Source organism: Nocardioides xinjiangensis (assembly GCF_017916385.1).
GTDB lineage: Bacteria > Actinomycetota > Actinomycetes > Propionibacteriales > Nocardioidaceae > Nocardioides > Nocardioides xinjiangensis.
Genome location: NZ_JAFMSW010000001.1, coordinates 2,441,332 through 2,456,052, shown reverse-complemented (window position 1 = coordinate 2,456,052; position 14,721 = coordinate 2,441,332). Strand labels below are relative to the sequence as shown.

General features: G+C 75.2%; 14 protein-coding genes. 8 read left to right on the top strand and 6 right to left on the bottom strand.

What is annotated here, in order from left to right:
- Positions 1-31 precede the first annotated feature (31 nt).
- Positions 32-2,119, top strand: a complete 2,088-nt coding sequence (locus tag J3P32_RS11580) for a S8 family serine peptidase (RefSeq protein WP_210439900.1) — start codon at positions 32-34, stop codon at positions 2,117-2,119.
- Between the two features lie 40 nt (positions 2,120-2,159).
- Here the strand turns inward: J3P32_RS11580 and J3P32_RS11575 are convergent, their stop codons facing one another.
- Genes J3P32_RS11575 through J3P32_RS11565 form a run of 3 tightly spaced genes read right to left on the bottom strand, consistent with a single transcriptional unit; the run spans position 2,160 to position 5,171 of the window.
- Positions 2,160-3,317 carry an RDD family protein gene (locus J3P32_RS11575; protein ID WP_210439899.1) on the bottom strand — a complete coding sequence of 386 codons (1,158 nt, stop codon included), beginning with the start codon at positions 3,315-3,317 and terminating at the stop codon, positions 2,160-2,162.
- An 11-nt stretch (positions 3,318-3,328) separates the two neighbouring features.
- Positions 3,329-4,360 carry an FHA domain-containing protein gene (locus tag J3P32_RS11570; RefSeq protein WP_210439898.1) on the bottom strand — a complete coding sequence of 344 codons (1,032 nt, stop codon included), beginning with the start codon at positions 4,358-4,360 and terminating at the stop codon, positions 3,329-3,331.
- Entirely contained in the window at positions 4,350-5,171 is an 822-nt protein-coding gene (locus tag J3P32_RS11565) for a PP2C family protein-serine/threonine phosphatase (protein ID WP_210439897.1), read from the bottom strand. The genes J3P32_RS11570 and J3P32_RS11565 overlap by 11 nt, the downstream gene beginning before the upstream one ends.
- 276 nt (positions 5,172-5,447) lie before the next feature.
- Between J3P32_RS11565 and J3P32_RS11560 the strand changes: the two genes are divergently transcribed.
- From J3P32_RS11560 to J3P32_RS11550, 3 genes are read left to right on the top strand one after another with little or no spacing between them, the layout of a single operon-like run.
- Positions 5,448-7,508, top strand: a complete 2,061-nt coding sequence (locus J3P32_RS11560) for a helicase C-terminal domain-containing protein (protein ID WP_307861669.1) — start codon at positions 5,448-5,450, stop codon at positions 7,506-7,508.
- 22 nt (positions 7,509-7,530) lie between these two features.
- Positions 7,531-8,106 (top strand): CGNR zinc finger domain-containing protein, encoded by a 576-nt coding sequence (locus J3P32_RS17880; protein ID WP_246850084.1) that lies wholly within the window; start codon positions 7,531-7,533, stop codon positions 8,104-8,106.
- Entirely contained in the window at positions 8,103-9,749 is a 1,647-nt protein-coding gene (locus J3P32_RS11550; protein ID WP_210439895.1) for a DNA repair helicase XPB, read from the top strand. The genes J3P32_RS17880 and J3P32_RS11550 overlap by 4 nt, the downstream gene beginning before the upstream one ends.
- Positions 9,750-9,763: 14 nt before the next feature.
- Here J3P32_RS11550 and J3P32_RS11545 read toward each other — a convergent pair whose 3' ends face one another.
- Together J3P32_RS11545 and J3P32_RS11540 are read right to left on the bottom strand one after the other, a co-directional pair.
- Entirely contained in the window at positions 9,764-10,804 is a 1,041-nt protein-coding gene (locus J3P32_RS11545; protein WP_210439894.1) for an NAD(P)-dependent alcohol dehydrogenase, read from the bottom strand.
- 98 nt (positions 10,805-10,902) lie between these two features.
- Complete coding sequence (locus tag J3P32_RS11540; protein ID WP_210439893.1) at positions 10,903-11,364, bottom strand: MerR family transcriptional regulator; 462 nt, start codon at positions 11,362-11,364, stop codon at positions 10,903-10,905.
- 124 nt (positions 11,365-11,488) lie between these two features.
- Between J3P32_RS11540 and J3P32_RS11535 the strand changes: the two genes are divergently transcribed.
- From J3P32_RS11535 to J3P32_RS11525, 3 genes are read left to right on the top strand one after another with little or no spacing between them, the layout of a single operon-like run.
- Complete coding sequence (locus tag J3P32_RS11535) at positions 11,489-11,794, top strand: DUF1360 domain-containing protein (RefSeq protein ID WP_210439892.1); 306 nt, start codon at positions 11,489-11,491, stop codon at positions 11,792-11,794.
- A 40-nt stretch (positions 11,795-11,834) separates the two neighbouring features.
- On the top strand, positions 11,835-12,701 hold the full coding sequence (locus J3P32_RS11530) for an oxygenase MpaB family protein (RefSeq protein WP_210439891.1): 867 nt from the start codon (positions 11,835-11,837) through the stop codon (positions 12,699-12,701).
- On the top strand, positions 12,698-13,282 hold the full coding sequence (locus tag J3P32_RS11525) for an HD domain-containing protein (protein WP_210439890.1): 585 nt from the start codon (positions 12,698-12,700) through the stop codon (positions 13,280-13,282). Before J3P32_RS11530 ends, J3P32_RS11525 begins: the two co-directional genes overlap by 4 nt.
- Here the strand turns inward: J3P32_RS11525 and J3P32_RS11520 are convergent.
- Positions 13,269-13,991 carry a GntR family transcriptional regulator gene (locus tag J3P32_RS11520; protein WP_210439889.1) on the bottom strand — a complete coding sequence of 241 codons (723 nt, stop codon included), beginning with the start codon at positions 13,989-13,991 and terminating at the stop codon, positions 13,269-13,271. The two genes, J3P32_RS11525 and J3P32_RS11520, sit on opposite strands and share 14 nt — an antisense overlap.
- A gap of 117 nt (positions 13,992-14,108) precedes the next feature.
- Here J3P32_RS11520 and J3P32_RS11515 point away from each other — a divergent pair, with 117 nt between their 5' ends.
- Positions 14,109-14,720, top strand: a complete 612-nt coding sequence (locus J3P32_RS11515) for an alpha-ketoglutarate-dependent dioxygenase AlkB (RefSeq protein WP_374222518.1) — start codon at positions 14,109-14,111, stop codon at positions 14,718-14,720.
- Position 14,721: the final 1 nt, after the last annotated feature.

The window sequence follows — 14,721 nt, the reverse complement described above, 5'->3', positions numbered from 1 at the left end:
GGTCGCGGTGCGGCTGCGGAGGACTGGACGGGTGCTCGGGTGCGGCCTCCTCGGGCTGGCGCTCACCCTGCCCGTCGCCGGCACCGCGCGGGCCGCCGACACCGCTCCCCCGGCGGGTCCCGGTGAGCTGACGCTCGTCACCCTGGCCGGCGGCGGCACCGCCGCCGGGCGTCACGACGTCACCCAGGTCGTCGCCCGGCAGGAGGCGGTGCTCGACGCGGTCGGGGCCGACGAGCCGGTCTACCGGTGGACGACCGCCCTCAACGGATTCGCCGTCCGCCTCAGCGACAGCCAGCTCGCCGCCCTCGACGACCAGCCCGGCGTCGCCGCGGTCGAGGCCGACACCATCCGTCCGCTCGCCGGTCCAACCTCGCGAGCCGCCGTCACCGGTGCGGCCGCCAGCCCTCGGCTGCGCGGCGGCGCCGGCGTGGTGGTCGGCGTCGTCGACTCCGGCATCGCGCCGGAGTCACCCGCGTTCGCCGACGTGCCCGGGCTGGGCGCGGATCCCGAGGACTTCCTCGGGGCGTGCGCGGAGGGCGAGGGCTGGTCGGCCGACGACTGCACCCGCAAGGTGGTCGGTGCCCGCTGGTTCGTCGAGGGGTTCGGCGCCGACCGGGTCCGGTCCTCGGAGTCGCTCTCGGCCCTCGACGTGCTGGGCCACGGCACCCAGGTCGCCTCGGTCGCCGCCGGCAACGCCGGCGTCAGCGTCCGCGTCGACGACCGCGACGCCGGCCGCTTCGGCGGTGTCGCGCCGCAGGCACGGGTCGCCGCCTACAAGGCGTGCTGGGGAGCCCCGGATCCCGCCGACGACGGCTGCTCGACCGCCGACGTCGTCACGGCCGTGGACGCGGCGGTGGCCGACGGCGTGGACGTGCTGAGCCTCGCGCTGGCCGGCGGCGAGGGCATCGACACCCTGCAGCTCGCTCTGCTCGGCGCCGCGGAGGCCGACGTCGTCGTGGTCGGCGCGTCCGGCAACTCCGGCGCATCGGCGTACGCCGCCCACGCGGGCCCGTGGGTCACGACCGTCGGCTCAGCCGTCGGCCGGATGGCACGCGGGCGCGTCACGCTGCCCGACGGCCGCTCGTGGACCGGAGGCGGCCGGCCGAACGACGTCAGGGGTCGTGCCGTCCTCGCCCAGGACGCTGCCGCTCCCGGGACGTCGCGCAGGGCCGCCGCGCACTGCCGGCTGGGGGCGCTCGACTCCCGCCTCGTGGCCGGCCGGATCGTCGTGTGCCGACGCGGCGGCATCGGCCGCATCGACAAGTCCGAGTCCGTCGCCCAGGCCGGCGGCCGCGCGATGGTTCTGGTCAACCAGCGGCGCGGAGCGGTCACCGCCGACCTCCACGCCGTGCCGACGGTGCACCTGCCGGCGCCCGCCGGCCGCGCCCTGAGCCGCTGGGTCGCCCGGCACCCGGCCGCCGTGGTGCGCATGTCCCGCGCGACCGGCGACCCCGGCAACCGGCGCACGGCGTCGTGGAGCGCGGCCGGGGACCCGCGTGGTGCCTCCCTCAAGCCCGACGCGGTGGCCGACGGCGACGCCGTGCTCGGCGCCCTGCCCGAGTCGACCGGCCGGAGCTGGGGAGTCTTCAGCGGCAGCTCCGCCGCCGCGGCGCACGCCAGCGGGCTCGCCGCGCTGGTGATCGGTGAGCACCCCGACTGGTCGGCAGCGGTCGTCCGCTCGCTCCTGGTGACCGCCGCCCGGCCGATCCCCGACGCCTCGGCCCTGGAGCAGGGTGCCGGAGCGCTGCCCGGTCGCGCGCCGCGCGCCCACCTCGCCCTCGACGTGGAGCCGCACGCCTGGCGCCGTGCCCTCCGGCACCACTCCCTCGCCGAGCTGAACACCAGCTCGCTGCTGCTGTCGGCGCGGCAGCCGACGGCGGTCCGCACGGTCACCAACATCGGCGACCGGGCGGAGTACTTCTCGGTCACCGCGCGCGGGTTCGCCTCGCACCGGGTGCGCGTCCAGCCGCTCGCCGTGCGGCTCGCGCCCGGCGAGTCGGCCGACTTCACCGTCACCGTCAGCGGACCCGCGACGCCGGGCCGGCTCGACGACGGCGCGCTGGTGTGGCTCGGCGCCCGCGGCGGCATCACCCGGGTGCCGGTGGCGCTCACCCGCTGAGGCTCGCGCCACCGAGCACCCCCGCAGCCGGGGGAACCGGTCACCGCTCGCGTGAGATCGTCATCTCCCGGTCGCCGTAGACGACCTTGTCGCCGTCGACCAGGGCCGCGGGCCTGCCGGGAGCGAGCTGGCGCGACACGCCCTGCCGGACCAGCACAGTGCCGTTCGTGGACCCGCGGTCCACGACGACGATCGTGCCGTCAGGCGCCGGGCCGAACTGGGCGTGGGTCTTCGAGACCGACATGTCCGCGGACGTGAGCGGGATCAGGTGGGCCACCTGCTCACCGGGTCGCGGCTCCGGGCGGCGGCCGACGAGCGCGAGGCCCGCGACCACGAAGCTCTCGCCGTTGTCGAACCGCACCCGCCAACGCGCGGGAGCCGGCGCCGGGGTCGCGGGAGGGACCTGTCGCGGCGGGACTGCCTGCGCCCACCACGGGGCCTGGGGCGGCGGGGGCTGGGGCGGGGGCTGGGGCGGGGCCTGTGGCGAGCCTGGCGGGGAGATCCGGGGCGGGGCCTGCGGCGCCGGCGGCGCGGGGCGGGGGGCCGGTGGTGGCGTGGTCACCTCCGGGGGGAGGGGCTGGCGGCGCACCGAGTGCTCGGACCGCTCCGGCGTCCTGACGACGTCGACGGCCGGCGCCGGGACCAGCCGCATGGCGGTGAGGTTCACGATCTGGCGCGGGCCGTCGTCGGCCTCGCTGTGGGCGACCTCCGCCACCGGGCGCACGTCGACCACGACGCTCCGGGCCAGGTGGTCGTGCCAGCCGCGGCGCTGCCGGCCGCGGTCCGCGACGGCCGTCCACGCCAGGGTGGCCACGCCGATGCCGAAAGTGGGCGGCCCGGCGATGCCCAGCACGAGCGAGCGCACCAGGGCCCGCCCCACCCCGATCGGGGCGCCGGTCGCGTGGTGCACCACGCGGAGACCGGTCAGCGCCTTGCCCGGGGAGGTCCCGGCGACGCCCAGCACGACGGCGAGCAGCACCCAGAGCACGACGGCGGTGGCTGCGACGGCGCCGACCATGGTCCAGAGGTCCTCCGAGACCAGCAGTGCGGTGCCGGTCCCGACCGCGGCGAGCAGGCTCCAGGTGAGCAGGCGGTCGACGGCGAACGCGGTGAACCGGCGCTCGAGCTCGGCGCTCGGGTAGGTCATGGCGCGGGCGTGCTGCGCCTGGGGCGGCGCGGCCTGGTGGCGCTCGGTCACGGTGGTGCGGCTCAGGGGTTGGTGACCTGGATGGTCACGCCGTCGCCGAGGTCGAGCACGGCGCCGGGGATGAGGCTGACGGCGATGCCGGGCCTGAGCTCCTCCGCGTCGAGGCCGGGCTGCGCCAGGACGGTGCCGTTCGTCGAGCCGAGGTCGGTGGCGATCGCGGAGCCGTGGTCGGCACCGGCGCCGGGCCGGATCTCCAGGTGGGTGGAGGAGATCTCCTGGTGCGGGCTGGGCACCGTCACGACGTGGGGCTGGTCCTGGGAGGCGAAGCGGCGGGCCTCGGGGGCGCGGCCCACCAGCACGGTGCGGTCGACGGCCACGACGTCGCCGGTCGAGAAGACCAGCGAGGCGACCGGCTGCGCGACCACGTCGGGGGCGACGTCGTGGCCGGGGATCGGCGGGCGGTCGAAGTCGGGCACCGGCACGCCGGCCCGGGTGTGGCCGTCGAGGTCGGGCCAGTCGCCCTGCACGGCCGGCGTCTCGCCGGTGGGCGTCGGGTCGTCCTCCGGCTCCCCGAAGTGCATCGGCGGGGCGGGCGGCGCGTCGGGCTGGACGGCGGGAGCCGGCGTTCCCTCGCCGGCCGGCCGGGAGCCCGACGGGCCGGACGCGGACGGCGTACCGAACTCGACGGCAGACACCCGCGCGAGGCCGGGCGTGAGGACGTGGTCGGTCGCGTCGTCACCGGTGACGGTGACCCGGACGCTCGTGACGCCGGTGACGAGCCGCTCGGCCCACGCGGTGCCGGTGGCGGCGGTGACGACCTCCTCGCCCGAGGTCGCGGAGACGGTCGCGGTCGGCGCGCCGCGGACGATCAGTCGGGTGGCGTCGTCGCCGTGGGCGACGAGCGCGAAGTGGTCGAGGGAGGACAGCCCGCCGGCGAGGAGCGCGTCGAGGAGGTCGTCCGCGCCGGCACCGGAGTCGGCGAGGTCCCACAGGGCGGCCACCCGGCCGCGCTGGCTGGCGGGCAGCAGGACCGTCGCGCTCTCGCCGACGACGGCGTACCAGTCCCCCGCGGCGAACCTGGCCTCAGCGCTCACGTGGTCCCCCCAGCTTGGATTCGAGGCTCTGCAGCTGGCGCTGCGAGTCGTAGGTGGCGTCCTTCACCAATCCCACCACATCGACCACGATCGCCGTGGCGTTGTCGCGGCCCCCGGCAGCGACCGCGGCACGGACCAGCGTGTCCGCCGCGTCACGCGGGTCGGCGACCGACTCGAGGATCTCCTCGATTTCGCTGTCCTCGATCATCCCGGTCACGCCGTCGCTGCACAGCAGGAGGCGCTCGACGGACCCGAGCGGCAGCAGGAAGAAGTCGGGCTCGATGCCACCGGGGCTGCCGAGCGCGCGCGTGATCACGTGACGCTCGGGGTGGACCGCCGCCTCCTCGCGGGTGATCTGGCCGGAGTCGATGAGCTCCTGGACCACCGAGTGGTCGACGCTGACCTGCTCGAGGCGCCCGTCGGTGATCCGGTAGATCCGGGAGTCGCCCAGGTTGGCCAGCAGCCACTTGGTCACCCCGTCGTCGTCGACGAGCACGGCCACGACCGCGGTCGTGCCGGCGTGCCACCCGGGCTGGAGCACGCGGTGGGCGTCGCCGTAGTCGAGGATGCGCGCCTGGGCCCGGGCGAAGGCGTCCGAGACGTGCTCGGCCCCCCGGCCCGGGTCGTAGGCCTCGGCGAGCCGCTGGAACTCCTCCACGACCATCCGGCTGGCGACGTCGCCGCCGGAGTGGCCGCCCATCCCGTCGGCGACCACGAAGACCGGGGGCGAGACGAGGTAGGAGTCCTCGTTGACCTTGCGCACCAGCCCGACGTCGGTCGCCGCCCCGTGGTGGAGATCGACGTTCCTCATGTCCAGCCCTCTTCGCCCCGTGTCGAGATGCCGGGCCGCGGTGCCGACCCGGCGAGTAGCGTAAGAGGGATGTCCAGTTCAGGGCCGACGACACCCGCACGCACGCTCGCCGACCAGCTGCGCAGCTGGCCGGACGAGCGACTGGTGGCTCTGCTCAGGGCCCGTCCGGATCTCGCCACGCCTGCCCCTCAGGATTCGTCGCAGCTCGCCTCCCGGGCTGCCACGCGCTCGTCGATACACCGCGCTCTCGACGGGCTGGACCGCCTGGAGCTGTCCGTGCTTGATGCCCTCCTCGTCGCGGGTCAAACCACGTCCGCGGAGCTGATCTCGATCGTCCGGGCCGACGAGGACCGGACGGCGGCCGCGCTGCAGCGGCTGCTCGACCTCGCGCTGGTCTGGGAGGCGCCGGGCGGCCTGCGCGCGCTGACCGGGGTGGCCGACGCGATGCGTGGGATGCCCGGCCTGGTGAGCGGCCTGCGACCCTCGAGCCCCGAGCCCCCGGACCCGGAGGAGGTCGCGGCCCGCATCGCCGAGCTGTCGCCCGCGGCGACGGCGCTGCTGCACCACGTCGCCGACCACGGCGGGGAGGGCACGACCGGCGCGGCACGCCGCACCGTCTCCCCGGCCGAGGCCCGCACCCCTGCCGAGGAGCTGATCAGCCGGCGCCTGCTGGTGCCGCGCGAGGGCGACGCCGTGGTGCTGCCCGGCGAGGTGGGCCTGGCCCTCCGCGGCGGGCGCACCACCACCGAGCCGGTCGACGACGTGCCCGCCCTCGCGACGGCCGCGCGTGACCCCGCGCTCGTCGCCCGCAGCGCCGCCGGTGCCGCCTTCGACGTCGTACGCCGCGTGGAGCTGCTGCTCGACCACTGGGGCGTCCGGCCACCCGGCGTGCTGCGCAGCGGCGGACTGGCGGTGCGCGACCTCAAGGCGGTCGCTGCCGCGCTCCACGTCGACGAGCCGGGAGCCGCCCTCGTCGTCGAGCTCGCCCTGTCGGCGGGCCTGGTGGCGGAGGCGGCGGTGGCCGACGGCACGCCGTCGTGGCTGCCGACGGACGAGTTCGACGTCTGGTCGGGCCGCCCGATCTCCGAGCGGTGGGCACGCCTGGTCGGCGGCTGGCTGGCGAGCAGCCGGGTGCCGTCGCTGGTCGGGTCGCGCGACGCGGCCGGCAAGGCGTGGAACGCCCTCGCCCCCGAGCTGTCCAGCGGGCTCGCCGAGGAGGCCCGACGGCTGGCGCTCGAGGTGCTGGCCGAGGTGCCCGAGGGTGAGGTGCTCGCCGTGGGGACCGGCGTCGCAACGGTGGTGCAGCGCATCGGCTGGCTGCGGCCCCGGCGGCCGACGGTGTTCTCCGACCTGGTCGCCGCGGCGCTCGGCGAGGCCGCCGTGCTCGGCGTCAGCGGCGCCGGCGGGCTGCCGCCCAGCGGCCGGCGGGTGGCCGCCGGGGACCTGCCCGGCGCCGCCGAGGCGATCGACCCGCACCTGCCCCGCCCCGTGGACCGGGTGCTCCTCCAGGCCGACCTCACCGCCGTCGCGCCCGGACCGCTGGAGACCGAGGTGGCCCGTCGGCTGCACCTCCTGGCCGACGTGGAGTCCCGCGGCGGGGCGACCGTCTACCGCTTCACGTCCGGCTCCCTGCGTCGCGGGTTCGACGCGGGCTGGTCGGCGATCGAGGTCCGCGACTTCCTGACCTCGGTCTCCCAGACGCCCGTCCCGCAGCCGCTGGAGTTCCTCGTCGACGACGTGGCGCGCACGTTCGGCAGCGTCCGCGTCGGGCACGCCGAGGCGTTCCTCCGCTCCGACGACGAGGCCGCGCTGGCGGCGCTGGTCCACGACCCCCGCGCCCGGACGCTGGGCCTGCGGCTGCTGGCGCCGACCGTGGCCATCGCGACCTCGCCCCTCGACGTGCTGCTCCCCCGGCTCCGGGAGCTGGGTGCCGCGCCGGTGGTGGAGGCTGCCGACGGCACCGTCCGGGTGAGCCGGCCCGATCTGCACCGCGCCAGCACCCGGCGCGGCCGACGGCCCGCGGGCGCGGTGGAGGCCCGACAGGCCGCGCAGGTGCAGGCGGTGGCGACCGCGATCCGTGCCGGCGACCGGGCGCGGTCCTCGCGGCCGGCGGCGGTCGAGGTCACCCACCCCTCCGCCGCCCTCGCCGCGCTCCGCGAGGCGATCGAGGCCGGCAGCACCGTCGTCATCGGCTACGTCGACAGCCACGGCGCGACCGGCGAGCGGGTCGTCGACCCCCGGCGCCTCGACGGCGGCCGGCTCTCGGCGTACGACCACCGCTCCGACGACGTGCGCGAGTTCGCCGTGCACCGCATCACAGCCGTCCGTCCCGCCTGAATCCCCTCCGTAGACTGGGGGGATGGACTTCATCCGGTACGCCGAGCGCTCGGCGGCGCTGGTCAACGCCGAGCTGCCCGACGATTCGGCGCTGCGCGAGCACCTGGCCGACCGCACGTGGCTGCACGACGCGGTCGTCCCGGGCGACGTCGCCGCGCTCCACGCCTTCCGGGCCGAGCTGCGGCCGGTGTTCGAGGCCTCCGACGCCGACGACGTCCCGAGCGTCGTGCGCACGCTCAACGACCTGCTCGCCGGGCACCCCGTCACGCCGATGATCTCCGACCACGACCCCGACGACCTGCACATGCACGTCGCGAACCGTGCCGCCTCGGTCGCCGAGCTGCTCATCGGCGAGGCGCTGATGGGCCTGGCGACCCTGGTCTGCGACCTCGGCGCGACCCGGCTGGGCATCTGCTCCGCGGCCCGGTGCGACCACGTCTTCGTCGACACCTCCCCCAACCAGTCGCGCCGCTACTGCTCCGACCGCTGCTCCTCGCGCGCCAACGTGGCCGCCTTCCGGGCCCGCCAGCGCCGGGCCGAGCAGACCAGGAGCGGCGCGCACGAGCCGGTCACCCAGCCCCGGGCGGCCACGTCGTGACCGACGGGCCCCTCATCGTCCAGTCCGACAAGACGCTCCTGCTCGAGGTCGACCATCCCTCCGCCGCCGAGGCGCGCAAGGCCATCGCGCCGTTCGCGGAGCTCGAGCGCTCCCCCGAGCACATCCACACCTACCGGCTCACGCCGCTCGGGCTCTGGAACGCCCGCGCCGCGGGGCACGACGCCGAGCAGGTCGTCGACGCGCTGCTGACCTGGTCGCGCTACGCCGTCCCGCACGCGCTGCTCGTCGACGTCGCCGAGACGATGGGCCGCTACGGCCGGCTGCGCCTGGAGAAGCACCCCGTGCACGGGCTCGTGCTGGCGTCGACGGACCGACCGGTGCTCGAGGAGGTGCTGCGCGCGAAGAAGGTCGCCGGCATGGTGGGCGCCCGCATCGACGACGACACCGTCGCGGTGCATCCCAGCGAGCGCGGCAACCTCAAGCAGGCACTGCTCAAGCTGGGCTGGCCGGCCGAGGACTTCGCCGGCTACGTCGACGGCGAGGCCCACGCCATCGACCTCGCCGAGGACGGCTGGTCGCTGCGCCCGTACCAGCGTGAGGCCGCCGAGTCGTTCTGGGACGGCGGGTCGGGCGTCGTCGTCCTCCCCTGCGGGGCGGGCAAGACCATCGTCGGGGCTGCGTCGATGGCGCACGCCCGGGCGACCACCCTCATCCTCGTCACGAACACCGTCAGCGCCCGGCAGTGGAAGGACGAGCTGGTCGCCCGCACGTCGCTGACCGCCGACGAGATCGGTGAGTACTCCGGTGCCGTCAAGGAGATCCGCCCGGTCACGATCGCGACCTACCAGGTGCTCACGACGAGGCGGAAGGGCGTCTACCCGCACCTGGAGCTGCTCGACGCCCGCGACTGGGGCCTCATCGTCTACGACGAGGTGCACCTGCTGCCGGCGCCGATCTTCCGGATGACCGCCGACCTGCAGGCCCGTCGGCGCCTGGGCCTCACGGCGACGCTGGTGCGTGAGGACGGCCGCGAGGGCGAGGTGTTCTCCCTCATCGGGCCCAAGCGCTACGACGCCCCGTGGAAGGACATCGAGGCGCAGGGCTGGATCGCCCCCGCCGACTGCGTGGAGGTGCGGGTCACCCTGCCCGACGGGGAGCGGCTGGCGTACGCCACCAGCGACCCCGACACGCGGTACCGGCTCGCGTCGTGCACCCACGCCAAGATCGACGTCGTCCGCGACCTCGTCCGCCAGCACGCCGACCAGCCGACGCTGGTGATCGGGCAGTACATCGACCAGCTCGACGAGATCGCCGAGATGCTGGACGCACCGGTGATCAAGGGCGAGACGCCCGTGAAGGAGCGGCAGCGGCTCTTCAACGCCTTCCGCTCCGGCGAGATCGGGCTGCTGGTGGTGAGCAAGGTCGCGAACTTCTCGATCGACCTGCCCTCCGCGGAGGTCGCCATCCAGGTCAGCGGCTCCTTCGGGTCGCGACAGGAGGAGGCCCAGCGCCTCGGCCGGCTGCTGCGGCCGAAGTCCGAGGGCCGCAGCGCGCACTTCTACACGATCGTCTCCCGCGACACCGTGGACGCCGAGTTCGCGCAGAACCGGCAGCGCTTCCTCGCCGAGCAGGGCTACGCCTACCGCATCGTCGACGCCGGGGACCTGCAGGCCGAGGCCTAGACCGCCGCGCGGGGTCAGGCCAGCGTGCTCGCGTCGATGACGAAGCGGTAGCGCACGTCGGAGGCGAGGACCCGCTCGTAGGCCTCGTTGACCTGCTCGGCGCGGATCACCTCGACCTCGGAGACGATGCCGTGCTCGGCGCAGAAGTCGAGCATCTCCTGGGTGAGGGCGATGCCGCCGATCATCGAGCCGGCGAAGTTCCGGCGGGCGCCGATGAGCGTCATCGCGTGGAGGCTGAGCGGCTCGGCCGGCGCACCGACGTTGACGAGGGTGCCGTCGACGGCCAGCAGCCCGAGGTAGGCGTCGAGGTCGACCGGCGCGCTGACGGTGTTGACGATCAGGTCGAACGTCCCGGCCAGCGCCTCGAAGGTGTCCGGGTCGGACGTGGCGCGGTAGTCGTCGGCGCCGAGGCGCAGGCCGTCCTCCTGCTTCTTCAGCGACTGCGAGAGCACGGTCACCTCGGCCCCGAGCGCGGAGGCGATCTTCACCCCCATGTGCCCGAGCCCGCCGAGCCCGACGATGGCGACCTTCGTGCCCGGGCCGGCTCCCCATCGGCGGAGCGGGGTGTACATCGTGATGCCGGCGCACAGCAGCGGCGCCGCCGCGGCGGGGTCGAGGCCATCGGGCACCGCCAGCACGAAGCCGGCGTCCACGACGACGTGGGTGGAGTAGCCACCCTGGGTGGTGGTGCCGTCGACGTCCGTCGCGGCGTACGTCCCGATCATGCCCGTGGCGCAGTACTGCTCGTCGCCCCGCAGGCAGCTCGCGCACTCCCCGCACGAGCCGACCATGCAGCCGACGCCGACACGGTCGCCCACCCGGTGCCGGGTGACCTCGGCCCCGACCTCGGTGACGGTGCCGACGATCTCGTGGCCGGGCACGACCGGGAAGGGCTGTGGGCCCCAGTCGCCGTTGCCCGTGTGGATGTCGGAGTGGCAGATGCCGGCGTACTCGATGGCGATGAGCACGTCGTTGGCGCCGACCTCGCGGCGCTCGATCGTGGTGGGGGCCAGGGGCTGGCCGGCTGCGGGGGCTGCATAGGCGTTGACGCGCATGCGGAAGCGCTCCTTCGTTGAGGGGGTGGAGGGAGAGGGTGGAGGGAGGAGGTGCAGTGATCACGGGTCCACGCGACGCGGGACCCGGGTGAGCGGCGCTAGGCCTTCTCGGCCCGCCGCAGCTCGGCGGCCAGGACCTGCGAGCGCTCGGCGAGCTCGTCGGTGCGGGCGGGGTCTCCCGCCTCGACCGACTGCCAGTAGGCGACCTTCAGGGCGACGTAGCGCTGGCGCAGCGCCAGCGCCTCCGCCTCGACCGCGAGCCGGCGCTGCTGGACCTCGAGCAGCTCGCGCTGGTCCGCAGCCGCGTCGGGACCGAGCCGGGCGTTGGCCATGTACCGGCGCATGTCGTCGAGCGACATCCCGGTCGCGGCCAGGCAGGCGACCGCCATCAGCTGGTCGAGGTCGTCCTCGTCGTAGGCGCGGTGCCCGCTGCTGGCTCCGCGGCTGACCGGAGGGATGACGCCGACCTGCTCGTAGTAGCGCAGCGTGCTGGCCGGCAGCCCGGTCAGGGCGGCCGCCTCCTTGATGGAGTAGCTGCGGGTGGCGGTCTCGCTGGTCACGTCTCGACCGTAGGAACTTCGAGTACTCGAAGTCAAAGGTCGCCTGCGTCACATCGCTCGACCGCGAGTGGTGCGGCCGGATCGGGGTACGGAGCGCTCTACCCCCGAACCGAGGAAGACACCGATGGCGAAGAACACCGAGGGGCCGCTCGCGCTCCTCGTCGACGGCCTGGCGACCTACCGCCTGGTGAAGCTGGTCCGCGACGACCGCATCACCGAACCGGCGCGCGAGGCCGTGGAGGCGCGCAACGGACCGCCGGAGCAGTCGAAGATCACCTACCTGCTCAGCTGCCCGTGGTGCCTGTCGATCTGGTTCGGCGCCGGCTTGACGCTGGCTCGTCACAAGTGGCCGACGGCCACCTCTCTGCTGACCCGCCCCCTGGCGCTGTCGGCGCTGACCGGGCTGGCCACCACCCACCTGGACCCGTGACGAGGACGTCGTCTCCCAGGGCGTGGCTAGCCTCGAGCGCGTGAACCTCCGCGAGCGCTTCGGCACCGAGCTCTTCCGCAAGGTGGCCGGGCCCGACGGGCCCCGGCAGCGCGAGCGGGTGCACGGCACGCCCGGCCCCCGCTGGTTCGCGCCCGACTCCCCCGTCGCGCGCGTCCACGGCGACGCGTCGATGTTCGTCGGGGGCATCCGGGCGGTGATGCTCCAGTCCCTGCACCCGGCCGCGATGCAGGGGGTCGCGGACCACTCGGGCTACCGCGGCGACATGTGGGGGCGGCTGGCGCAGGTCTCGATCTACATCGCGATGACCACCTTCGGCGCCGAGCGCGACGCCCTGCAGGTCATCCGCGCGGTCCAGCGCGCGCACGAGTCGGTCACGGGCACGATGCCCGACGGGACGCCGTACGCCGCCTCGGACCCTCACCTGCTCGGCTGGGTGCACGCTGCCGAGATCGACAGCTTCCTCGCCGCGCACGACCGCTACGGCCACCGCCCGCTGGTCGGAGCGGAGCGCGACGAGTACGTCGCCCAGGCGGGCGTGCCGGCCCGCCACCTCGGGGTCATCGACCCACCGACCTCCGTCGACGAGCTGCGCGCGGTCCTGGCGGCGTACGGTCCGGAGCTGCGAGGGACACCGGCCGCGGTCGACGCCATCCGGTTCCTCGTGCTGCACCCCGACCTGCCCCTCGCCGCCCGGCCGGGATACCTGTCCCTCGTGACCGCTGCGATCGGGCTGCTGCCGCCGGAGGCGCGCCGCGAGCTCCGGCTGCCGCCCGCGCCGCCGGTGACCAACCGGCTGCTGGGCGCCGCGGCGACCCGCACCATCCGCTGGGCGATGGCGCCGGCCCACGCCCACGCGCGCGCCCTGCAGGACCGGGCCGGCACGTGAGCCTCGCCGATCGCTGGCCACTGCCGGGCCGGCACGACCTGCGCGACGAGCTGCTCGCCGCCTGGGACCGCCCCGGCTACCACGACCGGCTCCACCTCACCGAGGTGCTCGACCGGCTCGACCGGCTGGCCGCGGCGGGCGCCGACTTCGACCCGGTCACCGTCCGCCTGGCCGCGTGGTTCCACGACGCGGTCTACGACGGCGCCGACGACGACGAGGAGCGGTCGGCCGCGTGGGCCGAGCGCGCGCTCCCCGAGCCGTACGCCGAGGAGGTGGCGCGGCTGGTGCGGATGACCGCGCACCACCGACCCTCCGACGAGGACCCGGCGGCGTGTGCGCTCAGCGACGCCGACCTCGCGATCCTGGCCGCGCCGCCCGAGCGCTACGACGCCTACGTCGCGGGGGTGCGGGCCGACTTCGCCGAGGTGCCGGACGCCGACTTCCGCGCAGGTCGCGCGGCGGTGCTCCGCGACCTCGCGGCGAAGCCGTACGTCTTCCACACCGCGCCCGCGCGCGAGCTGTGGGAGGCGGCCGCGCGGGCGAACCTCGAGCGCGAGCTGGGAGAGCTCAGCGGTCGTTGAGCTGGAGGTAGACCGTGAACCGGTCGTGCCGGTAGCACGTGCGCGAGACCTCCACGATGCGCCCGTCGGACACCGCTCGCCGGGCGTGGCGCAGCACCGGGTCACCCACGGCGATGTCGAGCATGGCGGCCTCGTCGGCGCTCGCGCGGTCGGCGCTGATGGAGTCCTCGGCCTCGGTGGGGCGCAGGCCGCGGGCGGCCAACGCGTCGTAAAGGCTCGTGGGCGTGCCGTGCTGCAGGAACCCCGGCAGGAGGACCTCGTTGAGGTAGGCGTCCTCGACGCAGACGACGGCCTGGTCGGCCCGACGCAGCCGGCGCCAGTGCAGCACCGGGTCGCCCGGCGAGATGTCGAGCGCGCGGGCCACGCCCGGCCCGGCCTGCTCGACGCGGGCCAGCAGCGTCTGCGACTCCGGGAGCATGCCCCGGCGCCGCACCTCCTCGGTGAACGAGGTGAGCCGGCCGGCGGACGTGGGCGGCTGGGCGACGAACGTGCCGCGGCCGGGGATGCGCTCGAGCAGACCCTCGGCCACCAGCGCGTCGAGCGCCTGGCGGACGGTCATCCGCGCCACGCCGAACCGCGCCACCAGCTCACGCTCGGACGGGGCCGCCGAGCCCGGCGGCTGCGTCTCGATGAGGGCGCGGACGTGCTCGCGGACCTGCACGTGCTTGAGCGCCCGCTGTCGCGGTACGACGAGGTCCACCGGATCCATGGCAGTCAGGCTAGGACTGGGCTGGACCGGCGTCCGCAAATTGACCAAGCCGGGTCGAGACCTTGGATGATTCTTGATGTTCGAACTTGTGTTCGATCATCCGGTACACTCGAGGCCGTGGACTTCCAGACGTCCCTGTTCGCCGAGCCCGCCGCGGTCTCCGCGGCGCTGTCACCCGAGCGCCGGCGGCTGACACGCGGGGCGTGGGTCGACGTGCAGCGCGACTGGCTGACCGACCCCGACGCCGTCTTCTCCGCCCTGGTCGAGCGCGTGCCATGGCGGGCGGAGCGGCGTGAGATGTACGACGCCGTGGTCGACGTGCCGCGGCTCGTGCACACCTACCTCCAGGGCGCCCCGCTGCCGCACCCGGCTCTCGCCCGGGCCCGCGCCGACCTCACGGCCCACTACCTCCCCGAGCTGCGCGAGCCGTTCGTGACCGCCGGCTGCTGCTACTACCGCGACGGTCGCGACTCGGTCGCGTGGCACGGCGACACCATCGGCCGCGGCCGCACCGCCGACACCATGGTCGCGATCGTGAGCGTCGGCGACCCGCGGCGGCTGCTGCTCCGTCCCCGCGGCGGCGGCTCGTCGATCGCGCTGACGATGGGACACGGCGACCTCGTGGTGATGGGCGGCTCGTGCCAGCGCACCTGGGAGCACGCCGTGCCGAAGGTGGCCCACTCGGGCCCACGCATCTCCGTGCAGTTCCGCCCGCTCAACGTCTTCTGAG

Excerpts from the sequence above, each read along its gene's own strand:
- J3P32_RS17880 (WP_246850084.1), top strand. The coding sequence starts at position 7,531 with ATGGACTTCATCCGGTACGCCGAGCGCTCGGCGGCGCTGGTCAACGCC.
- J3P32_RS11545 (WP_210439894.1), bottom strand. The coding sequence starts at position 10,804 with ATGCGCGTCAACGCCTATGCAGCCCCCGCAGCCGGCCAGCCCCTGGCC.
- J3P32_RS11520 (WP_210439889.1), bottom strand. The coding sequence starts at position 13,991 with ATGGATCCGGTGGACCTCGTCGTACCGCGACAGCGGGCGCTCAAGCAC.
- J3P32_RS11535 (WP_210439892.1), top strand. The coding sequence starts at position 11,489 with ATGGCGAAGAACACCGAGGGGCCGCTCGCGCTCCTCGTCGACGGCCTG.
- J3P32_RS11565 (WP_210439897.1), bottom strand. The coding sequence starts at position 5,171 with ATGAGGAACGTCGATCTCCACCACGGGGCGGCGACCGACGTCGGGCTG.